Origin of the sequence: Nonomuraea polychroma (genome assembly GCF_004011505.1) — a bacterium.
Lineage (GTDB): Bacteria > Actinomycetota > Actinomycetes > Streptosporangiales > Streptosporangiaceae > Nonomuraea > Nonomuraea polychroma.
The window spans coordinates 3240543-3260603 of the sequence record NZ_SAUN01000001.1 but is presented as its reverse complement, the minus strand read 5'-3'; the positions used below and the strand labels follow the sequence as shown (position 1 = coordinate 3260603).

Here is a 20061-nt window from a genome sequence, read left to right as displayed (position 1 = left end):
GGGCACACTTAGCCGCGCGGACCGCAAGCGATAGCCAGCGGCAGGCAAGTATCCGGTCAGGGGCGCCGGCGCAGGCTCACGTCGGCCGGCTGGGGCGGCATCCGGTCAGGGGCGCCGGCGCAGATTCGCGTCGGACAGCTGGGGCGGCTGCCGGCCCGCGTCGGCCGGGTCGAGCGTGACTCCGGGGGCGACGATCTCGTCGATCCGGTCGAGCACGTCGTCGCTCAGCCGCACGTCGGCGGCGGTGAGCCGGCTCTCCAGGTGCTCCATGGTGCGCGGCCCGGCACGAGTCTCACTCTGCGGCAACGAGGGTGCGGATGGGAGTCTCGCCGGAGACGAGTTCCAGGGTCTGGCCGGCCGTGCCCGGGTTGTCGAGCAGCGCCATGATCACGGCGGCCACGTCGTCGCGCGGCACCGCGCCCGGTGGCACCTCGGGCGCCAGCCGGACCAGGCCGGTGCCCGGCTCGTCGGTCAGGCGGCCGGGACGGAGGATCGTCCAGGCCAGGCCGTCGCGGCGGCGCAGGTCGTCCTCGGCGGCGGTCTTGGCGTCGATGTAGGCGGCCCACACCTCGTCCCGGCCGGGCGCCGGCGGCTTGCCCGCGCCCATGGAGGAGATCTGGATGAAGCGGCGAACGCCCGCCCGTTCGGCCGCGTCGGCGAGCAGCACGGACGCGGCCCGGTCCACGGTGTCCTTGCGTGCCGCGCCGCTGCCGGGTCCCGCCCCCGCCGCGAACACGACGGCGTCGGCGCCGCGTACGATCTCCGTCACCTCGTCCAGGCTCGCCTTCTCCAGGTCGCACACCACGGCCTCGGCTCCGGTGGCCTCGACGTCGGCGACGTGGGCCGGGTTGCGCACCAGGCCGACCGCGCCGGATTTCAGGCGCTCCGCCAGGCGCAGCGCGATCTTCCCGTGTCCTCCCGCGATGATGATCCGCATGGCTCTCATGGTGTCATGGAACCCATGAGCGACTTGCCGCAGGCTCCGGCGCCCGCTTTTCTCTTCGGCCTCGACGTGCACTCTGATCGACAGCGTCTACCAGCACGTCATCGCCTGGCGGCAGGCGTTGGCCGGCATGGGGATCGACCTGTCGGTGTGGCGCATCCACCGGTGGATCGGGATGAGCGGCGGGTTGTTCGTCAGCGCATTGCTGCGTGAGACCGGGCTGAGCTGACGCGGGAGCAGATCGACCAGTTGCAGACCATGCACATGGAGGCGTACGAGCGGCAGGTCCATTCCGTCAAGCCGCTGCCCGGCGCGGCCGAGCTGCTGTCCGAGCTCGGCGCGCGGGGCGTGCCGGGGCGATCGCGACCAGTGGGTACGCTCGCACGGGCGCCGCCCTGGTGCGCGTGGATCCGCGGCATGCCATGGTGGTGGGCGACAACGTCTGGGACCTGCTCGCCGCCCGCCGGGCCGGCGCTCTTTACGGAGGGCAACTGTTGCGACGAAGTCCCCGTGATCCGCGACCAGCGGTGGGTACGGGAGGGACGAGTTCGAACGTGCGGGGGCCTTAAGGGTGTACGCCGATCCGGCGGACATGCTGAACAGGCTCGACGAAATCGGCGTGCGGTTCGACCGACACGGAATATCCCGCCGAACTCCCGGGCTGGACCATGCGTATTCCCCATAGAGGAGCTTTGACAATGGACTTGGCAGACATCGGCGTCACCGGCCTGGCCACCATGGGGCGCAACCTGGCACGCAACCTCGCCAGGCACGGCTACGCGGTGGCCGTGCACAACCGGACGTACGGCCGTACCCAGCAGCTGGTCAAGGAGTTCGGCGGGGAGGGCACGTTCGTGCCGTCGGAAGACCTCGCCGGCTTCGTGGCCTCGCTGAAGCGGCCGCGGCGGGCGGTCATCATGGTCAAGGCGGGCGCGGGCACCGACGCGGTGATCGACCAGCTCGCCGACCTGATGGAGCCGGGCGACATGATCGTCGACGGCGGCAACGCGCACTTCGAGGACACCAGGCGGCGCGAGGCCGCGCTGCGCGAGCGGGGCATCCACTTCGTCGGCACCGGCATCTCCGGCGGCGAGGAGGGCGCTCTGCTCGGGCCCAGCATCATGCCGGGCGGGTCGAAGGAGTCGTGGGAGGCGCTCGGGCCGATCCTGCAGGACATCTCGGCCAAGGTGGACGGGGTGCCGTGCTCGGTGCACGTCGGGCCGGACGGCGCCGGGCACTTCGTGAAGATGGTGCACAACGGCATCGAGTACTCGGACATGCAGCTCATCGCCGAGTCGTACGACCTGCTGCGCCAGGCCCTGGGCGCGACCCCGGCCGAGCTGGCCGAGGTGTTCAGGGAGTGGAACCGGGGCGACCTGGACTCGTACCTGATCGAGATCACCGCCGAGGTGCTCGAGCAGGTGGACGCCGAGACGGGCAAGCCGTTCGTGGACGTCGTGGTGGATCAGGCCGAGCAGAAGGGCACCGGCCGCTGGACCGTGCAGAGCGCGCTCGACCTCGGGGTCCCGGTGACGGGCATCGCTGAGGCGACGTTCGCGCGGGCGCTGTCCGGGCACCCGGAGCAGCGGGCCGCGGCCGCGTCGCTGGCGGGGCCGAAGTTGTCCGGGGTCGGCGGGCGGGAGCTCATCGAGGACGTGCGGCAGGCGCTGTACGCGTCCAAGATCGTCGCGTACGCGCAGGGCTTCGACCAGATGGCGGCCGCCTCCAAGGAGTACGGCTGGGATCTGGACCTGGGCGCGATGGCCACCATCTGGCGTGGCGGCTGCATCATCAGGGCGAAGTTCCTGGACCGGATCCGAGCCGCGTACGACGCCGACCCGGGCCTGCCGACGCTGCTGGTGGACCCGACGTTCGCGGCGGCGCTGGACGCGGCGCAGGACGCGTGGCGGCGCGTGGTCACCACGGCGGTGCAGATCGGCGTGCCCACGCCGGGGTTCTCGTCGGCGCTGGCGTACTACGACGGGCTGCGGCGCGACCGGCTGCCCGCGGCGCTGGTGCAGGGGTTGCGCGACTTCTTCGGCGCGCACACCTACCGGCGGGTGGACAAGGAGGGCTCCTTCCACACGGACTGGTCCGGCGACCGCGCCGAACGCCCGGCCTAGACTCACGGCGCGGCCCGCTCCGACCGGAGCGGGCCGCCATCACCATTTCAGGCCGGCCGTCGTGAAGAACCAGAGCGACGAGGTCAGCCAGAGGGCGACCAGGGCGGTGAAGGCCAGCCCGCCGAGGATGGGGAACGCCCAGCCGGGAATCCCGCGCCGGGACAGGGCCAGCATCTTGGTGGTGAAGATCCCGTAGAAGAAGCAGCCCGCCAGGGAGTGGACCAGCACGCGGGTGTCGTCGTAGCGCGCTCCCAGCGCGTAGAGGCAGTGGAAGGCCACCGGCAGCGTCAGCAGGAACGCCAGCCGGCCCGACCAGCGGTGCACTCCATAGATCCAGGGCATGTCCAGCCGAATCCGGCCCCACATGACCAGGGCGGAGAAGAGCTGGACCGCGGCGAGGAGCAGCGCGCCCGTGGTCAGCCAGGCCTTCATCGGCAGCGCGCCGGAGAAGCCCGCGACGCCGACGGCGAAGCCGGTGGGCTCGTGCAGCGTACCGTAACGGCCGAGGGCGACCGCGACGAGCGCGCCCACGCCGAGGGGCAGGAGCAGCAGGATGGCCCCCGGGCCGGACCGGTGGGTCACTTCGGTGTCGTACATCAGAGCTCCCCCATGAATGCGTCCACGTCCTCAGGAGTGATCACCGCGCCCTTGATCACCGTGGCCTGCCCGGGCTCGGGGATCTCCGCGGCAATCAGGGCGCCGTCCAGGGTCACGGCGCCGACCCTGCTGCCGTCCGGCAGGTAGATCCATCCGGCCACCAGCTTCGCGCCCCGGACCTGAGCCGTCGCCCTGTAGAGGCCGGACGGCCTGCGTACCGTCGGCGCGGTGAAGTCCCAGCGCTGGTCCCCGATCGACAGTTCGCCGATGGCCCTGCCATCGGCGAGTTCGGCGCTCACGCCGGCGCCGCCGAAGCCGTCCAGAGTCAGGATCCCGCCGGTTGCCGTGCCCTGGAACCAGGCTTCGGTCCTGCCGTCGCAGAAGTACGCGATCGCCTTTCCGCCGCGAACGGAGATCGCGAGGAGCCCGCGGCTGCCCCGGACGCGGGTCGCGTAGTCGGCGCGGACCACCGCCGCCGCGGGCGCGGCGGCGCTCGCGCTGCCGGTCGGCGTCGGGGCCGGGTCTCGCGGTTCCGCGGCCGGATCCTCCTCGCTCGCGCTGCCGGTCGGCGTCGGGGCGGGGTCTTGTGCTTCGGCCGCGGGGTCCCGCACGGACGCCGAAGTCGTGCCGCCGGACGGTGGTGGGGGCAGCTCGGCGAGGCTGAGCGACGCCAGGGCGGCCGTGGTCACCATGCCCGCCAGCAACGTGAGGATGGGGCCGGACCTCGACATGGTCTCCTGCCTTGGATCGTTGGAGCCTATGCCTGTCCGTACGCGGAAAACGCGGCGGCGGTTCACCGATCCGGACGCCTTCGTCACCGAGGGGATGTCACCGCTGTACGGCGATGGCCGGTCGCAGCATCATGGACTTATGATCGTTCGCACGTGGCGGGGCTGGACGCGATCGGGCGACGCCAAAGCCTACGAGGCCTATCTGCTGCGCACCGGATTCGCCGGATACACCTCGACACCGGGCAACCGGGGCGCCTACTTCACCAGGCGCGACGCCGGCGACAGGACCGAGTTCTTCCTCATCTCCCTCTGGGAGTCGTGGGACGCGATCAGGGCGTTCGCCGGGGACGATCCGGGCAGGGCGGTCTTCTACCCCGAGGACGACGCGTTCCTGGTCGACCGGGAACGGACGGTCGACCACTACGAGGTGTTCGCCGGCGCTTGAGCCGGCGCGGCGCGGACCATGGTGCGCCTGGCGGCCCGGCCGGGTCAGCGGCCGCCGAGACCGGCCGGGTTGGCGACCGCCGTCACGACGCAGAAGCCGATCGGCCCGGCGGCGTCGTGCAGGGTGACGTGGCCGGTGGCGACGCCGGCCGCGTTGAGGTGTCCCGTGGCCTCGATGCCGAGGACGTCGCTCTCCGGGAGGCGGGCGAGGGTCAGCGTGTAGTCGGCATTGATGAAGCGCAGTCCGTCCGTTCCGGCGTTGCTGAGCGGGCTGGCGAAGTCGGCGGCCAGCGCCGCCCGGACGAACGGCGTCACGGCTTCTTCGTCCACCAGGGGATGCCTCTCCCGCATCCATGCCCGTCCCGGCCCGGGGGCGCCCCACTCGGTCAGCCGCCACAGGTCGAACGGCGGCTTCCACCCGGGCCCCTCGGCCGGCGGCCCGTCCGGCGCGGGCTCGTCCCAGGCGGGCGTGACGAGGGTCTGCGGGCCGTCCGGCGGCTCGCTCTGCCGCAGCAGCACGGCACTGGCCCGTCCGATCACTCCCTGCTCGGTGGAGAGGGTCGCGTCGGCGACCCGGATCCGGCGCCCGTCCCTGACCAGGGCGGTCTCCACGGTGACGGGCAGCATCGGGCTGTTGCGGAACAGGTCGACGGTCAGCCGGGCGAAGTGCAGGCCCGGCTCGGCGTGGCGCTGCTCGAGGGCGCGGGCGGCGAGACCGCCGAGGAGGCGGCCGTGGAGCATGTCGGGGGACCAGGGGCCGCGGGCGTGCGGGGAGGGGACCAACTCGCCCTGCTTCTGGGTGAAGAACGCTGTCGTCGACGACACAGAATCAGATTCTAGAGGAGAGCGGCCGCCGCCCGAACGCGTGCAGCCGGTCCCACGTACGAGACCGGCTGCGGCGTACGGCGCATCGCCGCCATCCGCTCTCCTCTAACCGCCCATCACGCAGAAGGGGTGGCCCTCCGGGTCGAGGAGGACGGTCCAGGAGTCGCCGCCCGGCTGGAAGGCGGGAACGGTGGCGCCCAGTGCGGTCAGTTCCTTGATGGCGGTCTCGACGTCGGGGACCTTGAACTCCAGGTGCACGTGCTTGCCGTCGGCCGGCCAGCCCGGCCCCTGGTAGCCGTCGATCCGCTGGAAGCCGAGGGAAACGGGGCCGCCTTCGAGGCCGGCGAAGTCGGCGTCGCCGTCGGTGAGCCGCCATCCTGTCGCGCCGGCGTAGAAGGCCGCCAGGGCCGCCGGGTCGGCGCAGTCGATGACGATGGAAGAAAGTGTCGTCGTGCTCATGAGGCAAGGGTGCCGGTGGCGGGACGGCCGGGTCTTGAACATCCTTGCGCGCCGGGATTTGTCGGAGGGGCGGCGTAGCGTTCGCACCGTGCGTTCCTCCGTGCTTCTCGCCACCGGGCCCGGATTCACGCTCGACGCGGTGACCTGCGTCGACGACCACCGCGGTTGGTCACCCGCCGAGGTCAACCCTCGCTATCGGGTGGTGCTGGTGCGCCGCGGCATGTTCCGGCGCAAGGCGGACGGCCGCAGCGCCGTCGCCGACCCGGCCATGGCCTACCTGGCGGCGCCGGGCGAGGAGGAGCACTTCGCCCACCCTGCGGGCGGCGACGTGTGCACCTCCCTGTCGCTGTCGCCCCACCTGTGGCGGATGCTCAGCGGCGAGGACGCCCGGACGACACGCTCGACCGTCTACGTCGACGCCCGCCTCGACCTCGCCCACCGCCGCGTGCTCGCGGCCGCGCGCGGCGGCGACACCGACTTCGCGGTGGCCGAGTCGCTGCTGCCGCTGATCGGTGCCGCCCTCGCCCAGGCCGCCGACTGCCCGCCGGAGGCTGCCGAGAGCCGTCCGGGGGCCACCACCGGCCGTCCAGGGGCCGCCACCGGCCGTCCGGGGCCTGCCGCCTCGCGCACGAGCGCCGCCCTCGTCGGCGCCGCCCGTGAGGCCATCACGGCCGGCCACCCGGCGGCGGGCGGGCTGCTGTCGCTGGCCGAGTTCCTGGAGGTGTCGCCTTACCGGCTCAGCCGGGCCTTCACCCGAGAGCTCGGCATCTCGCTCACCCACTACCGCAATCGGGTGCGCGTGGGCCGGGCGCTCGACCGGCTGGAAAACGGCGAGCCGAGCCTGGCCGCGCTCGCCGCCGAGCTGGGGTTCGCCGACCAGGCGCACCTGACCCGCACGATCCGCCGGCACGTCGGCCACACGCCCACGGCCCTGCGCCGCCTGCTCGCCCCCCGGTGATCCGTGAGCGCTGGATTTTCGCCGGTCCGCAGCCATAAGCTCCCCCAATGCGCGATCTAGGTGAGGACCCCCGCCCCGTCCGGGGTGCGGTACGCGAGATTCACGTGCTCAACGGCCCCGCCACCCTGGCCTACTCCCCCGACCTCGACGGCTTGGCCGATCCCGGGGAGATCGTCTGGGCGTGGGTGCCGTACGAGGAGGACCCGTCGCGGGGCAAGGACCGGCCGCTGCTGGTCGTGGGCCGCACCGGGCGCAGGCTGCTGGGCATGATGTTGTCCAGCAAGGGCGACGACGGGCCCGAGTGGTTGCCGCTGGGCGCGTGGGGGCGCGACGGCCGGGCGTCGTACGTGCGGCTGGACCGGGTGTTCGTGCTCGACGAGGACGACATCCGGCGGGAGGGCGCGGTGCTCGACGCCGACCTCTTCGCCCGGGTCGCGGCCCGCCTCATGAAGACGCACGGCTGGGGCGCCGGCCGGTAACCGCCAGCGGCCAGGGGCACCACTGCTGAGGAGCGCGGCCTGGCCGTGGCCGCTACCGGCCAGGGGCCCCACCGCTGAGGAGCGCGGCCTGGCCGTGGCCGCTACCGGCCAGGGGCCCCACCGCTGAGGAGGGCGGCCGGCACGATCAGGGCTTGGGCGCGGCCGGCGGGGAAGGCCCAGATGTGCTTGCCGGCCGCGATCACCAGCGCGACAGGCGCCCGCAGCCCGAGCTTGATCACGCGCAGTGCGGCGCCGCCGGCCGGGGCCAGCGCGAACAGGTCACGGCCGCCTCCCGCCAGGACCCCGTTCGCGCAGACGAGGAACGGCACCGGCCCGTCCGGCGCCTCCACGAGCCGCCTGGGCTCGCCCGACCAGGCCGAGACGCGCAGCAGCCCGCCCCGCACGCTGATCCATAAGGAGCCGGCGCACACGGCCATGCCCCCGCGCTCGCGCGGCCCGAGGTCGATCTCCCTGGGGCCGCCCCGCAGCAGGGTGTCGCGCGTCGAGGTCCACCACAGTCGCTCCCCCTCCACGGCGCACGAGTCCAGGCCGGTCAGTTCCACCGGCTCGGCTAATCGGCCGGGGCCGGTGAGCCTGCGCGCCTGGCCGCCGGCGACGGCCCAGATCTCCCCGCCGCCGGCGAGCACCCGGCCGTCGAAGCGTGCGCTGGCGTGCGGCGTGCCGTCGGGGTCGAGCCAGTACACCCGGCCTGCCGCGGTCCCGGCCAGGGTCCCCTGCAGCGAGCCCTCGGGTGACGCCGTGCCCGCGAACGTCCTGGGCACCATCACGGTCTCCGGCAACGTGCCCGGCACCCCCGCCGTGCCCGGCACCGTCCCCGGCACCGCCGCCAGGGACCGCAGCTCCGGCGTACGCGCCCCGTTGTCACCGCCGGCCTCAGGCCGGGGCAGCGGCGTGCCGGATGTCGTGTAGGCGTGAACTCCGTCGGTCCCCGCGCACCACACAGTGGTCCCGTCCGACGCGGCTGCCCGGACGGGGCGGGGCAGGTCGATCTTCGTGACGGAGAGGTCCATGCGCTGGCCTTTACCCCGGACTGCGGCCTCCCCTCACCCGCCCTGGCACCAAACGGTGAGGTGGCCCCGCGCCAGGCGGATGAAGGCCAGGCCGGACATGCCCGCCCTGACGCGGGCACTCCGTGACACGCGCGCCCTCTCGCGGGGCAGGCCGCAAGAACTCGGCTGGACCGCCGCCACACACGAACGCCCCACCACCAGGCCGCGGCCTCGTGACACGGACCCGTGAAGACACGGGGCGCATGGTGACACGCTTTGCCGCCGCATGCCCGCCATCTCTCCTTCAGGGGCGGAAACCAGCGCTCCTCAGGAGAATGAGGACGCGCGGGCGGCAAGGGGGCGGCCCCGGTCATCGGCGCAGCTCACCCGGGCTGGGATCATTGGCCTCATGCGTGTTGTGGTGATCGGAAGCGGCATCGTCGGAGCCGGCGCGGCTTACTACCTGAGCGGCCGGGGCGCGGACGTGACGGTGGTGGACGGCGGGTACCAGGGCGAGGCGACGCAGGCGGGGGCGGGCATCGTGTGCCCGTGGGTGGACCATCCCGAGGACGACGCCTGGTACCGGCTCACCCGCGAGGGCGCCCGTCACTACCCGGACCTGGTGGAGACGCTGGGCGAGGACATCGGGTACGCCGAGGTCGGGGCGCTGCTGGTGGCGGAGGACCCGGCGGACCTGGAGCCGGTGCGCGCCCTGCTGCGCCGTCGCTATCCCGAAGCACCGGAGATGGGCCACATCACCGACGTGGCCGCCCCGGCCGAGCTGTTCCCGCCGCTGTCGGACACCCTGAGCGCCCTGCTGGTGCCGGGCGCGGCCCGGGTGGACGGTTGTTCGGTACGCGACGCGCTGCTCGCCGCCGCCATCGCCCGGGGCGCCGAGGTGCGTACGGGCGCCGCGCGGCTCACCCCTGACGGCGAGGTCCTCGTGCACGCCCTGGCCGGTGCGGCCCCCGGCGAGCCGTCGCCTCCGGCCGCCCCGCTTCAGCCCCTCGGGGAGCGCACCCCGCCCACGCGCCAGCAGCCGGGCGTGAGCGGCGAGACGACGTCCTGGCGGCAGGCCGCGCCGCTCACCCCCTCCGCCCCGCCGCCCGCGACCATGGGATCGGCCCGCCGGTTCGCCGGCGAGAGCACTCCTCTTGACGCCGACATGGTGATCGTCGCGGCCGGCGCGTGGACGGGCGAGGTGTGCCGGCCGCTGGGCGTGGAGCTGCCGGTGTTCCCGCGGCGGGGCCAGATCCTGCACGTGACGCTGGAGGGCGTCGACACGGCGTGGTGGCCGATCGTGTTGCCCAGCGCCGGCCCGTACCTGCTGGGCTTCTCCGACTCGCGGGTGTTGATCGGCGCGACCGTGGAGGATGTGGGGTTCGCGCCGCGGGTCACGATGGGCGGTCTGGACGAGCTGATCGAGGCGGGGCTGCGGGTGGCGCCCGGATTGTTCGGGGCGTCGGTGACGGAGACGCGGGTGGGATTGCGCCCGGTGTACGCGCCGGGCCCGGCCCTGATCGGCCGGCTGACCGGCCGCGTGGTGGTCGCGACGGGCCTGTCCGCGTACGGCCTGACGGCGGGCCCGTTCACCGGCAGGATCGCCGCCGCGCTCGCCCTGGGCGAGGAGCCGCCCATCGACGTCACGCCCTACGCGCCGCCCCGCGTGTGAGCGGAAGGGCTCGACGGTCCCGCGCGAGCCGCCCGCCCGGCACCGTCATGCTGGTCGGCCTGCACTCCGACACGACGTCCGGCCACTACCCTGACGGCCGGACGAGGGACTACCTGCCCGAGATCGACTTGCTCCGCTTCGACGCGCACCTGGCCTTCGCCGTGGCGGAGCCGCTACGTGGCCGCGGGCACGCTGGAGGGCAGCCCCGGACACGGACCCGCAATGTGACCTGAATCACACTTTCTACCGCTTCACAAGGATGTAACCGATTACATACCCTCATGTAACCGATTACATGGAGGTCAGGTGGCTCGCATCAAAGATGTCGCCGCGCAAGCGGGCGTCTCGGTCGCGACCGTCTCCCGGGTGCTCAACAACAACCCCTCGGTCACCGAGGAGACCCGCAACCGGGTCCACGAGGCGATGGCCGCGCTGAACTACCGGCCCAACGCCGTCGCCCGGTCCCTGCGCACCGAGGCCACCAGGACACTCGGGCTGATCATCGGCGACATCCTCAACCCGTTCTTCGCCGAGCTGGCGCGGGCCGTGGAGGACGAGGCCCGCGAGGCCGGTTACACCGTGATCATCGGCAACGCCGACGAGCGCCCCGACCAGCAGGACCACTACGTGCGCACCCTGCTGGAACAGCGGGTCGACGGGCTGCTGATCTGCCCTACCGCCGAGGTGACGCCCCTGGTGGAGGAGGTCAGCAGGGGCGAGCGGCCGCTGGTCTTCCTCGACCGGACGCTCAGCGGCGTGGAGGTGCCGTCCGTGCGGGCCGACGGCAGCACCGCCATCGCCGAGCTGGTCGCTCACCTGCGCGCCCTCGGGCACCGGCGGATCGCGTTCGTCTCCGGGCCGAGCACTCTGTCCACGGGGCGGGAGCGGACGGAGGCCTTCCTGCGGGCGGCGGCCGAGCACGGCCTGGAGGTTCCCGAGGAGTACGTGCGCGTCGGCGACTTCCGTGCCGGCAGCGGCCAGCGGATCACCTCCGAACTGCTCGACCTGGCCGAACCACCGCAGGCGATCTTCCTGGGCGACAACCTCATGGCCCTCGGCGCACTCGACGAGGTCCGCGAGCGCGGCCTGGACATCCCCGGCGACGTCGCGTTGGCCTCGTTCGACGACGTGCCGTGGTTCAACCACATCCATCCACGCATCACCGCGATCAGCCAGCCCACCGCCGAGCTGGGCCGGCGCGCGGTCCGGTTGATCCTCGACGAGCTGCACGGCCGGGCCACCGAGTCGGTGGTGCTGCCCGCGACGCTCGTGGTGCGCGAGTCGTGCGGAGAGACAGGCACACGGAAGGAGGACGGCTCGTGAGCCAGGCACGGGAGATCCTGCGCGTGGAGGGGCTCGGCAAGAGGTTCCCCGGCGTGGTGGCGCTCGACGGCGTCGACTTCGACCTGCGCGAGGGCGAAGTGCACGTCCTGCTCGGCGAGAACGGCGCCGGCAAGAGCACGCTCATCAAGATGTTGTCCGGCGCTTACCAGCCCGACAGCGGACGCATCCTCGCCGACGGCGAGCCGGTCGCCGTCCGGACCGCCGCCGACGCCCAGCGGCTCGGCATCGCCACGATCTACCAGGAGTTCAACCTGGTCCCCCAGCTGACCGTGGGCGAGAACCTCGCCCTGGGCCGGCCGCCTCGCCGCTTCGGGTTCGTCGACACGCGGCGCATGCATGAGCAGGCCCGCGGACTGCTCGACCAGGTGGGCATCGACGTCGACCCGCGCACCCGCGTCGCCGACCTGGGCATCGCGCAGATGCAGATGGTCGAGATCGCCAAGGCGCTCGCGCTGAACGCCCGCGTCCTCATCATGGACGAGCCCACCGCCGTGCTCACCACCAGCGAGGTGCGGCGCCTGTTCGGCCTGGTCGGGCAGCTGCGCGAGCGGGGCGTCGCGGTGGTGTTCATCACCCACCACCTGGAGGAGATCGCCCAGATCGGCGACCGGGTGACCGTGCTGCGCGACGGGCGCTCCGTGGCGCAGGTGCCGGCCGGCACGCCCGAGGAGGAGCTGATCCGGCTCATGGTGGGCCGGCCCATCGACCAGCAGTACCCGCGCCAGGTCGCCACGGCCGGCGAGCCGCTGCTGCAGGTGCGCGATCTGAGCCGGGCCGGAGCGTTCTCCGGAGTGTCGTTCGAGGTGCGCGCCGGCGAGGTCGTCGGCCTGGCCGGGCTGGTCGGCGCGGGCCGCACCGAGGTGGCCCGGGCGGTGTTCGGCGCCGACGCCTACGACTCGGGCGAGGTGCTGGTACGCGGCCGGCGGCTGCCCGGCGGCGACGTGCGCGCCGCCATGGAGGCCGGGCTCGGCCTGGTCCCCGAGGACCGCAAGGGTCAAGGACTTGTCCTGGGCGCCGACATCGCCGAGAACCTGGGCCTGGTCACCCTGCGCGGCGCCACCCGCGGCGGTTTCGTCGACCGGGCCGGGCAGCGCCAGGCCGCCGCCCGGGTGGCCGCCCAGCTCGGCGTGCGGATGAGCCACCTCGGCCAGGAGGTGCGCACCCTGTCGGGCGGGAACCAGCAGAAGATCGTGATCGGCAAGTGGCTGCTCGCCGACGCTCACGTGCTCATTCTCGACGAGCCAACGCGCGGCATCGACGTCGGCGCCAAGGTCGAGATCTACCAGTTGATCAATTCGCTCACCGCCTCCGGCCACGCAGTCCTCATGATCTCCAGTGATCTGCCCGAGATCCTCGGGATGAGCGACCGCATCCTCGTCATGGCCAGAGGCAGGCTCGTCGGCGAGCTGGAGGCCGCCGAGGCGAACCAGGACTCCGTGATGGCGCTGGCCGTCACCGAGGTGGAGGATGCCCGTGTCCACTAACGTGCTGGCCGGACGGCCGGCGGCCAGGAGCCTGCTGGCCGAGAACGGCTCGCTGGCGGCGCTCGTCGTGCTCGTCGTGGCGCTGTCGTTGCTGTCCGGCGACTTTCTGACCGTGACGAACCTGCTGAACGTGGGCGTCCAGGCGGCGGTCACCGCGATCCTCGCGTTCGGCTCGACGTTCGTCATCATCACCGGCGGGATCGACCTGTCCGTCGGCGCCGTGGCCGCCCTGTCGGCGATCGTGCTGGCCTGGACGGCCGCCGACACCGGGCTGCCCTGGCCGCTGGCCACGCTCGTCGCCCTCGCCGTCGGTGTCGGGTGCGGGCTGGTCAACGCCGCGCTCATCGCGTACGGCAAACTGCCGCCGTTCATCGCCACGCTGGCCATGCTGGGCGTGGCGCGCGGGCTGGCCCTGGTGGTCTCCCAGGGCAGCCCCATCGAGATGCCCGAGGCGGTCTCCCACCTCGGCGACACCGTCGGCGGCTACCTGCCGGTGCCCGTGCTGGTCATGGCGCTCATGGGCGTGATCGCCGCCGTCGTGCTCAACCGCACCTACGCAGGCCGGGCGATGTACGCCATCGGCGGCAACGAAGAGGCCGCCCGGCTGTCCGGCATCGCCGTCAGCAGGCAGAAACTCGTCACCTACGCCCTGTCCGGCGCGTTCGCCGCGGTGGCCGGCATCGTCCTGGCCAGCCGGCTCGCCTCGGCCCAGCCGCAGGCCGCCTCCGGCTACGAGCTGGACGCGATCGCCGCCGTGGTCATCGGCGGGGCGAGCCTGTCGGGCGGCAAGGGCAGGGCGCTCGGCACGCTGGTCGGCGCCCTCATCCTGGCAGTGCTGCGCAACGGGTTGAACCTGCTGTCGGTCTCGGCCTTCTGGCAACAGGTGGTCATCGGCGTGGTGATCGCCCTGGCCGTCCTGCTCGACACGCTGCGCCGCCGAAGCAGCCGCTGACATCACCGCAAACCCAGTAAGAAATAGTGAGGTACCACCATGCGCATCCACGCCCTCATCGCGGCGGGCGCCGCACTGACCCTCGGCCTGACCGCCTGCGGCTCGTCCGGCACGTCCTCCTCCGGCTCGCCGGGAACCGCTTCCGGCGGCGACGTCAAGGTCGGCATGTCGATCTCCACCCTGAACAACCCCTACTTCGTGCAGCTGCGCGAGGGCGCCGAGGCCGAGGCCAAGAAGCTGGGCGTCACGCTGACCGTCACCGACGCCCAGAACGACGCCTCCCAGCAGGTCAACCAGGTGCAGAACTTCACCAGCCAGAGCATGAAGGCGATCATCATCAACCCGGTCGACTCCGACGCCGCCGCGCCGGCAGTCAAGATCGCGGAACGTTCCAGCATCCCCGTGATCGCCGTGGACCGCGGCGTCAACGGGACTACGGTCGCCCAGACCGTCGCCTCCGACAACGTGGCCGGCGGCAAGCTGGCCGCGGAGCAGCTCGCCAAGGAGATCGGCGAGAAGGGCGAGGTCGTCCTTCTGCAGGGTGTGCCCGGCACCTCGGCCTCGCGCGACCGCGGCCAGGGTTTCACCGAGGGCATCAAGGCGTTCCCCAACATCAAGGTCGTCGCCCAGCAGCCGGCCGACTTCGACCGCGCCAAGGGCCTGGACGTCATGACGAACCTGCTGCAGTCGCACCCCGGCGTCACCGGCGTGTTCGCCGAGAACGACGAGATGGCGCTCGGCGCGATCAAGGCGCTCGGCGCCAAGGCCGGCAAGGAGGTCAAGGTCGTCGGCTTCGACGGCACCCCCGACGGGCTCAAGGCGATCGAGGCCGGCACACTGGCGGCCAGCATCGCCCAGCAGCCGGCCCTGCTCGGCCAGCAGTCCGTGCAGAACGCCGTCAAGGCCGCCAAGGGCGAGAAGCTGGAGGCCACCCTCAACGTGCCGGTGAAGGTCGCCACGAAGGACAACCTGTCCGAGTTCACCGGGGCATGAGCGCGGTGGGTGAACACGGCGACGGCCCGCCCCGCCACCCGTTCGATGTCGTGGTGGTGGGGTCGGCCAACGCCGACCTGGTCGTCCGGGTCGAACGGCATCCCGCGCCGGGCGAGACGGTGCTCGGCTCGGAGCTGGCCGTCCACCCCGGCGGCAAGGGCGCCAACCAGGCCGTGGCCGCCGCCCGGCTCGGCGCGCGGGTGGCGCTGCTCGGCCGGGTCGGCGCCGACCAGCACGGGCGGCTGCTGCGCGAGTCGCTGGAACACGACGGCGTGGACCACGGTCACCTGCACGACACGCCGGCCGCCAGCGGCATCGCGATGATCGCCGTCGGGCCGCAGGGCGACAACAGCATCATCGTCGCCCCCGGCGCCAACGCCCGGGTCACGGAAGGCGACGTGCTGCAGGCGGCGCCGCTGCTGCGGTCGGCTCCGGTCGTGTCCCTGCAGTTGGAGATCCCGCTGCCGGCAGTGCTCGCCGCGGCCCGGCTGGCCCGCCGGGCGGTGGTCAACCTGTCGCCGGCCGCTCCGGTGCCGGACGAGCTGCTGGCCCTGTGCGACCCGCTGGTCGTCAACGAGCACGAGGCCGCCCTGCTGCTCGGCGTGCCCGGCGAGGCGGACCGGCAGGCCAAGAGCCTGCTGGCGCTCGGCCCCCGCTCGGTCGTCATCACCCTGGGCGCCGACGGGGCCGTGGTGGCCGAGGACGGCGCCGTCCACGCGGTGCCCAGTCCCCGCGTGGCGGCCGTGGACACCACCGGGGCCGGCGACGCGTTCACCGGGGCGCTGGCCTGGCGGCTGGCCGTGGGCGAGCCGCTCACGGCTGCCGCGGCGTTCGCCGCCAGGGTGGGCGCCGCGGCCGTACGCAGACCGGGGGCGCAGGATTCGTACCCGACGATGGCGGAGGTGGAGGACCTGTGAAGCGCGGCGGCGTCATCAACGCGGCCCTGGCGGGCGCCCTGGCGCGGCTCGGGCACACCGACGAGCTGCTCATCTGTGACAGCGGCATGCCGCTGCCGGCCGGCGTACCGGTGGTGGACCTGGCGTTCGTCGCGGGCATCCCGTCGTTCGCCGACGTGCTCGACGGCATCCTCGCCGAGATCGTCGTCGAGGGCGCCACGGCGGCCGAGGAGGTGCGCACGGCCAACCCCGCCTGCCACGAGCTGCTCGGCGAGCGGCTGCCAAGGGTGGCGTACGTGCCGCACGAACGGCTCAAGCAGCTCTCCGCCGCCGCCAAGCTGGTGGTGCGCACCGGTGAGGCGCGGCCGTACGCCAACGTCATCCTGCGCTGCGGCGTGGCCTTCTGACCGCCGCTGCCTGCCGCCCTTGGACGTCACGCCCACCGCGTGAGTGAGAAGGGCTCCACGACCCGCGCGGACAACGCGCAGCCCGTAGCTCACCCCGGCCGCCGTGGGACGCCACTCACGCATGCCGGGACGGCGTGCCCCGCCCGGCCGACGTGAGGCTCTAGCCGCCGGGATCTCGGCGCCGCGTTCGCCCTTTGAACCGTGATTCTCGAGCCTGACGATCTCGGCGGGGGCGCCGGTCGCCTCGTGAGCTCACCGGCACCCCGGCGAAATAGCGTGACGAGCAGGTACGTATGATCGGTTTTCTCCCCACCGTGCACTCGTGGGGAGGACGCGTTGCCGCTGCTCGCACTGCTCGTGCTGGTGCTGCTCGCCGCCGCCTGCGCCGCCGAGCCGCCCGCACCCGTTCCCGTCGCTCGTTCCGCTCCCGCCGCTCGTGCCGTTCCTTCCGCCGCGCCGTCCAGCGCTCAGGCACGACCCGCCCCATCCGCCGCGCCCGAGCCGGTCCCGCTGAAGGTGCCGCACGCGGCCTCCGGCAGGTACGCGGTCGTGCGCGGAACCGCGCCCGCCCGGCGGGGTCGCGGGGCGGTGATCCGGTATCTGGTCGAAGTGGAGCGCGGCCTGCCGATCGACGCCCGCGCGTTCGCCGCCGAGGTGCACCGCATACTCAACGACGTCCGCGGGTGGGCCCGGTTCCAGCGGGTCGATCGCGGCCCGGCGCGGGTGCGGATCGCCCTGTCCAGCCCCCGCCTCACCATCCGCCAGTGCCTGCCGCTGCGCACCGGCGGCGAGTTGTCCTGCTGGAACGGGAGCCGCTCGATCATCAACGCCCTGCGCTGGGCTAAAGGCGTCCCGCAGTACGGGCACGACCTGGCCGCGTACCGCGCCTACCTGATCAACCACGAGGTCGGCCACGCCCTCGGGCACCACCACCAGTCCTGCCCCGGTCCCGGCCGGCTCGCCCCGGTCATGGTCCAGCAGTCGAAGTCGCTGGGCCGCTGCCGGCCGAACCCGTGGCCGCACCCCGGCCGCAAGCGGCGTGAAGGCGCTTAGAGGCCCTGGCCGGTGCCGACACCCCGGAGCAACGTGTCCACCACGCGGGTGGCGAGGGCGTCGGGGTCGGCATCGCGGCTCTGGGCCGCCTCATGGATCAGCGCGTAATAGACCCGCCTGGCCCATTCGGGATCGACGTCGGCCCGCAGCACCCCGGCCGCCTGCGCCCGTCTGAAGAGCCGGTCGCAGCGCTGCGACACGTCCTCGTGCACCCCGGCCACCTCGGGGTCGTCGGACAGCGCCCGGCTCATCGCGAACCCCCAGTCGCTCTTGACCCGCAGCACACTGGCCGTGACCTGGTAGAGAGCGACCAGCGGCGGCGTGCTCTCCGGGTGCGCGGACTCGACGGCCTCGGCGAACTGCCGCGTGGCCCACGCCGCCATCGCGTCCACCAGCGCCTCCCGCGAGGCGAAGCGCCGGTGCACGGTCGTGCGCGCCACCCCCGCGGCCTCGGCGATCTGCTCCATGCTGGCCGCCGGGTTCTTGCTGAGCACGTGCTCGGCCGCCTCCAGGATCGTCCGCACCGTCCGCGCCGCGTCGGACCGCATCGCCCGGGTCGTCTCACTCACCCCCACAGGGTACGACACCGTCACCATTTCCTATCTAGTTGCATCACTCATGTTGCAAGTCGTATGGTCGAAGCATCACGACTGACGCAACTCATGGAGGATCTCATGGATATGCACCTCACCGGCAAGACAGCCGTGGTCACCGGCGCGAGCAGGGGGCTGGGGCTGGCCATCGTCCAGGCGCTGACCGGCGAGGGGATGCGCGTGGTGGCCGCCGCACGGACGATCTCGCCGGCGCTGAAGGAGACCGGCGCGGTCGCGGTGGCGGCCGACCTGTCCACCGCGGACGGTCCCGCCGAGGTGATCGACCAGGCGCTGGCCGAGCTGGGCGGGATCGATCTGCTGGTCAACAACGTCGGCGGGGGCGACGGGGGTGAGGGGCAGACCGGCGGGTTCCTCGGCTTCACCGACGAGCAGTGGCGGCAGACCTACGACCTCAACTTCCTCAGTGCCGTACGCGCCACCAGGGCCGCCCTGCCGAGCCTCATCAGCCGCCGCGGCACAGTGCTCAACATCTCCTCCATCGGCGCCAGGACGCCGCACACCGGCCCGCTGCCGTACACGACCGCCAAGGCCGCGCTGACCGCGTTCGGCAAGGCCCTGTCGGAGGAGTTCGGCCCGCAGGGGCTGCGGGTCAACACGATCTCGCCCGGCCTCATCCGGACCTCGCTGTGGGAGGCCCCCGGCGGGTACGGGGCCGCGGTGGCCGCCGCGCACGGCGTCGAGCACCAGCAGCTCCTGGCCGGGCTGCCGTCCGCCTTGGGAATGACGACGGGCAGGTTCATCGAGCCCGAAGAGGTCGCCACCCTCGTGACCTGGCTGGCCTCGCCGCACGCCGGAAGCATCAGCGGCGCCGACTACATCATCGACGGCGGGGCGATCAAAACCGTCTGAACCTATCGCGATATATCGTAGGACCGGGAACACCGGGGACTCGTCGCCCGGTTGAGCCAAGTGAACCGACTTTCAAGGGGGAGAGTGAGCGATGGCGGGTAGGCGGCGGAGCTCGACGGCACGGCGGATCCTGGCGGGCGGCGCGGCCTTGGCCGCGGCCGGGTGGGCGCTGCGCGACGTGCCGGCCGAGCTGGGTGTGCGGCCGCTGCGTTCGGGCCCGGACCGGGCGGCGCGGATGCGCCGCTCGCCGCAGTTCAGGGACGGCACGTTCTTCAACCCGATGCCCGAGCCGACGCATCTGATGACCACGCCGCCGGTGAACCTGTTCGCCGAGATGGCCAAGAACAAGGAGCAGCGCCGCCCCGCGGGTCCCGTGCCGCTGCGCGTCCCCCCGTCGGGGCCGCCGCCCGCCGACGGCGTACGCGCCGTCTGGTACGGACACGCCTCCACGCTGGTCGAGATCGAGGGCAAGCGGGTGCTGTTCGACCCGGTGTGGAGCAAGCGGCCCTCCCCCTCGCAACTGGTCGGCCCGAAGCGGCACCACCCGGTGCCGGTGTCGATCGGGGACCTGCCGACGATCGACGCGGTCGTGATCTCGCACGACCACTACGACCACCTCGACCTGGCGACCGTGCGCTCGCTCACCAGGACGCAGAAGGCGCCCTTTCTGGTGCCGCTGGGCATCGGGGCGCACCTGGAGCGCTGGGGCGTGCCCGCGTACCGGATCATCGAGCTCGACTGGGAGGAGGAGGCCCAGGTGGCGGGGCTGCGCTTCGTCTCCACGGCGGCCCGCCACTTCTCGGGGCGGGCGCTCACCCGCAACGACACGTTGTGGGGGTCGTGGGTGGTGGCGGGGGCGAGCAAGCGGGTGTTCTACGCGGGCGACTCCGGATATTTCGAGGGTTACCGGGGCATCGGATCGCAGCACGGGCCGTTCGACCTGACGCTGATGCCGATCGGCGCCTACAGTCCCGCCTGGCCGGACATCCACATGAACCCTGAGGAGGCGATCAACGCCCACCTCGACCTCGGGGGCGAGCTGCTGCTGCCGGTGCACTGGGCGACGTTCACGCTCGCGCTGCACCCGTGGGCGGAGCCGGTCGAGCGGCTGTGGCGCGAGGCCAAGGCCAGGGATGTCGAGATCGTCGTGCCGCGGCCGGGCGAGGCCGTGGACACCACCGGGGCGCCCGCGGTGGACGGGTGGTGGGAGACGCTGGGCTGAGCGGGC

23 protein-coding genes are annotated in these 20061 nt (G+C 72.8%); 15 read left to right on the top strand and 8 right to left on the bottom strand.

All coding sequences use genetic code 11. The features are described from left to right. Positions 1-105 precede the first annotated feature (105 nt). Positions 106-306: a hypothetical protein gene (locus tag EDD27_RS14500; RefSeq protein ID WP_206641407.1), complete on the bottom strand. Its 201-nt coding sequence runs from the start codon at positions 304-306 to the stop codon at positions 106-108. After that, positions 293-937, bottom strand: a complete 645-nt coding sequence (locus tag EDD27_RS14495; RefSeq protein ID WP_127932904.1) for an SDR family oxidoreductase — start codon at positions 935-937, stop codon at positions 293-295. The genes EDD27_RS14500 and EDD27_RS14495 overlap by 14 nt, the downstream gene beginning before the upstream one ends. Before the next feature lie 704 nt (positions 938-1641). On the opposite strand from EDD27_RS14495, the gene gndA reads away from it, so the two are divergent. Then, positions 1642-3066, top strand: a complete 1425-nt coding sequence (gene gndA / locus EDD27_RS14485; protein ID WP_127932903.1) for an NADP-dependent phosphogluconate dehydrogenase — start codon at positions 1642-1644, stop codon at positions 3064-3066. 39 nt (positions 3067-3105) lie between these two features. Here the strand turns inward: gndA and EDD27_RS14480 are convergent, their stop codons facing one another. Further along, positions 3106-3663, bottom strand: a complete 558-nt coding sequence (locus EDD27_RS14480; protein ID WP_127932902.1) for a DUF6529 family protein — start codon at positions 3661-3663, stop codon at positions 3106-3108. After that, positions 3663-4394: a hypothetical protein gene (locus EDD27_RS14475; protein ID WP_127932901.1), complete on the bottom strand. Its 732-nt coding sequence runs from the start codon at positions 4392-4394 to the stop codon at positions 3663-3665. The genes EDD27_RS14480 and EDD27_RS14475 overlap by 1 nt, the downstream gene beginning before the upstream one ends. A 139-nt stretch (positions 4395-4533) precedes the next feature. On the opposite strand from EDD27_RS14475, the gene EDD27_RS14470 reads away from it, so the two are divergent. After that, positions 4534-4839 carry an antibiotic biosynthesis monooxygenase gene (locus EDD27_RS14470; RefSeq protein WP_127932900.1) on the top strand — a complete coding sequence of 102 codons (306 nt, stop codon included), beginning with the start codon at positions 4534-4536 and terminating at the stop codon, positions 4837-4839. Positions 4840-4883: 44 nt separating this feature from the next. Here the strand turns inward: EDD27_RS14470 and EDD27_RS14465 are convergent, their stop codons facing one another. Next, the gene (locus EDD27_RS14465; protein ID WP_127932899.1) at positions 4884-5663 is read right to left on the bottom strand and encodes an acyl-CoA thioesterase domain-containing protein; all 780 of its coding nucleotides are present in this window, start codon (positions 5661-5663) and stop codon (positions 4884-4886) included. A 105-nt stretch (positions 5664-5768) separates the two neighbouring features. Further along, positions 5769-6122, bottom strand: coding sequence for a VOC family protein (locus EDD27_RS14460; protein ID WP_127932898.1), 354 nt, complete (start codon positions 6120-6122; stop codon positions 5769-5771). Positions 6123-6210: 88 nt separating this feature from the next. On the opposite strand from EDD27_RS14460, the gene EDD27_RS14455 reads away from it, so the two are divergent. Then, on the top strand, positions 6211-7080 hold the full coding sequence (locus tag EDD27_RS14455; RefSeq protein WP_206641406.1) for a helix-turn-helix domain-containing protein: 870 nt from the start codon (positions 6211-6213) through the stop codon (positions 7078-7080). A gap of 47 nt (positions 7081-7127) precedes the next feature. Beyond that, entirely contained in the window at positions 7128-7559 is a 432-nt protein-coding gene (locus EDD27_RS14450) for a type II toxin-antitoxin system PemK/MazF family toxin (RefSeq protein WP_127932896.1), read from the top strand. A gap of 101 nt (positions 7560-7660) precedes the next feature. On the opposite strand, the gene EDD27_RS14445 is transcribed toward EDD27_RS14450, so the two are convergent. Continuing rightward, positions 7661-8590 carry a hypothetical protein gene (locus tag EDD27_RS14445; RefSeq protein WP_127932895.1) on the bottom strand — a complete coding sequence of 310 codons (930 nt, stop codon included), beginning with the start codon at positions 8588-8590 and terminating at the stop codon, positions 7661-7663. A gap of 388 nt (positions 8591-8978) precedes the next feature. On the opposite strand from EDD27_RS14445, the gene EDD27_RS14440 reads away from it, so the two are divergent. The 9 genes from EDD27_RS14440 (at position 8979) to EDD27_RS14405 (ending at position 17370) form a co-directional block, all read left to right on the top strand. Then, positions 8979-10241, top strand: a complete 1263-nt coding sequence (locus tag EDD27_RS14440) for an NAD(P)/FAD-dependent oxidoreductase (protein ID WP_164903611.1) — start codon at positions 8979-8981, stop codon at positions 10239-10241. Next, a complete protein-coding gene (locus tag EDD27_RS14435) occupies positions 10238-10474 on the top strand; it encodes a hypothetical protein (RefSeq protein ID WP_127932893.1) in 237 nt (78 codons plus the stop codon). The genes EDD27_RS14440 and EDD27_RS14435 overlap by 4 nt, the downstream gene beginning before the upstream one ends. A 73-nt stretch (positions 10475-10547) precedes the next feature. Next, complete coding sequence (locus tag EDD27_RS14430; RefSeq protein WP_127932892.1) at positions 10548-11564, top strand: LacI family DNA-binding transcriptional regulator; 1017 nt, start codon at positions 10548-10550, stop codon at positions 11562-11564. Then, positions 11561-13069: a sugar ABC transporter ATP-binding protein gene (locus EDD27_RS14425; RefSeq protein ID WP_127932891.1), complete on the top strand. Its 1509-nt coding sequence runs from the start codon at positions 11561-11563 to the stop codon at positions 13067-13069. Before EDD27_RS14430 ends, EDD27_RS14425 begins: the two co-directional genes overlap by 4 nt. Continuing rightward, complete coding sequence (locus EDD27_RS58275) at positions 13053-14021, top strand: ABC transporter permease (protein ID WP_338324643.1); 969 nt, start codon at positions 13053-13055, stop codon at positions 14019-14021. Before EDD27_RS14425 ends, EDD27_RS58275 begins: the two co-directional genes overlap by 17 nt. A 39-nt stretch (positions 14022-14060) precedes the next feature. Next, positions 14061-15014, top strand: coding sequence for a D-ribose ABC transporter substrate-binding protein (locus EDD27_RS58270; RefSeq protein WP_338324642.1), 954 nt, complete (start codon positions 14061-14063; stop codon positions 15012-15014). Further along, a complete protein-coding gene (locus EDD27_RS14415; RefSeq protein WP_127932890.1) occupies positions 15011-15931 on the top strand; it encodes a ribokinase in 921 nt (306 codons plus the stop codon). Before EDD27_RS58270 ends, EDD27_RS14415 begins: the two co-directional genes overlap by 4 nt. Further along, positions 15928-16317, top strand: coding sequence for a D-ribose pyranase (rbsD, locus tag EDD27_RS14410; protein WP_127932889.1), 390 nt, complete (start codon positions 15928-15930; stop codon positions 16315-16317). The genes EDD27_RS14415 and rbsD overlap by 4 nt, the downstream gene beginning before the upstream one ends. Before the next feature lie 336 nt (positions 16318-16653). Further along, positions 16654-17370: a DUF3152 domain-containing protein gene (locus tag EDD27_RS14405; RefSeq protein ID WP_127932888.1), complete on the top strand. Its 717-nt coding sequence runs from the start codon at positions 16654-16656 to the stop codon at positions 17368-17370. Here the strand turns inward: EDD27_RS14405 and EDD27_RS14400 are convergent. Continuing rightward, the gene (locus tag EDD27_RS14400; protein WP_241564043.1) at positions 17367-17939 is read right to left on the bottom strand and encodes a TetR/AcrR family transcriptional regulator; all 573 of its coding nucleotides are present in this window, start codon (positions 17937-17939) and stop codon (positions 17367-17369) included. The two genes, EDD27_RS14405 and EDD27_RS14400, sit on opposite strands and share 4 nt — an antisense overlap. 105 nt (positions 17940-18044) lie before the next feature. On the opposite strand from EDD27_RS14400, the gene EDD27_RS14395 reads away from it, so the two are divergent. Together EDD27_RS14395 and EDD27_RS14390 are read left to right on the top strand one after the other, a co-directional pair. Next, a complete protein-coding gene (locus EDD27_RS14395) occupies positions 18045-18833 on the top strand; it encodes an oxidoreductase (RefSeq protein ID WP_127932887.1) in 789 nt (262 codons plus the stop codon). Between the two features lie 91 nt (positions 18834-18924). Beyond that, positions 18925-20055, top strand: coding sequence for an MBL fold metallo-hydrolase (locus tag EDD27_RS14390; RefSeq protein ID WP_127932886.1), 1131 nt, complete (start codon positions 18925-18927; stop codon positions 20053-20055). Positions 20056-20061 lie beyond the last annotated feature (6 nt).

Excerpts from the sequence above, each read along its gene's own strand:
- EDD27_RS14445 (WP_127932895.1), bottom strand. The coding sequence starts at position 8,590 with ATGGACCTCTCCGTCACGAAGATCGACCTGCCCCGCCCCGTCCGGGCA.
- gndA (WP_127932903.1), top strand. The coding sequence starts at position 1,642 with ATGGACTTGGCAGACATCGGCGTCACCGGCCTGGCCACCATGGGGCGC.
- EDD27_RS14495 (WP_127932904.1), bottom strand. The coding sequence starts at position 937 with ATGCGGATCATCATCGCGGGAGGACACGGGAAGATCGCGCTGCGCCTG.
- EDD27_RS14390 (WP_127932886.1), top strand. The coding sequence starts at position 18,925 with ATGGCGGGTAGGCGGCGGAGCTCGACGGCACGGCGGATCCTGGCGGGC.
- EDD27_RS14480 (WP_127932902.1), bottom strand. The coding sequence starts at position 3,663 with ATGTACGACACCGAAGTGACCCACCGGTCCGGCCCGGGGGCCATCCTG.
- EDD27_RS14395 (WP_127932887.1), top strand. The coding sequence starts at position 18,045 with ATGGATATGCACCTCACCGGCAAGACAGCCGTGGTCACCGGCGCGAGC.
- EDD27_RS14415 (WP_127932890.1), top strand. The coding sequence starts at position 15,011 with ATGAGCGCGGTGGGTGAACACGGCGACGGCCCGCCCCGCCACCCGTTC.
- EDD27_RS58275 (WP_338324643.1), top strand. The coding sequence starts at position 13,053 with ATGCCCGTGTCCACTAACGTGCTGGCCGGACGGCCGGCGGCCAGGAGC.
- EDD27_RS14450 (WP_127932896.1), top strand. The coding sequence starts at position 7,128 with ATGCGCGATCTAGGTGAGGACCCCCGCCCCGTCCGGGGTGCGGTACGC.
- EDD27_RS14440 (WP_164903611.1), top strand. The coding sequence starts at position 8,979 with ATGCGTGTTGTGGTGATCGGAAGCGGCATCGTCGGAGCCGGCGCGGCT.
- EDD27_RS14460 (WP_127932898.1), bottom strand. The coding sequence starts at position 6,122 with ATGAGCACGACGACACTTTCTTCCATCGTCATCGACTGCGCCGACCCG.
- EDD27_RS14475 (WP_127932901.1), bottom strand. The coding sequence starts at position 4,394 with ATGTCGAGGTCCGGCCCCATCCTCACGTTGCTGGCGGGCATGGTGACC.
- EDD27_RS14470 (WP_127932900.1), top strand. The coding sequence starts at position 4,534 with ATGATCGTTCGCACGTGGCGGGGCTGGACGCGATCGGGCGACGCCAAA.
- EDD27_RS58270 (WP_338324642.1), top strand. The coding sequence starts at position 14,061 with ATGCGCATCCACGCCCTCATCGCGGCGGGCGCCGCACTGACCCTCGGC.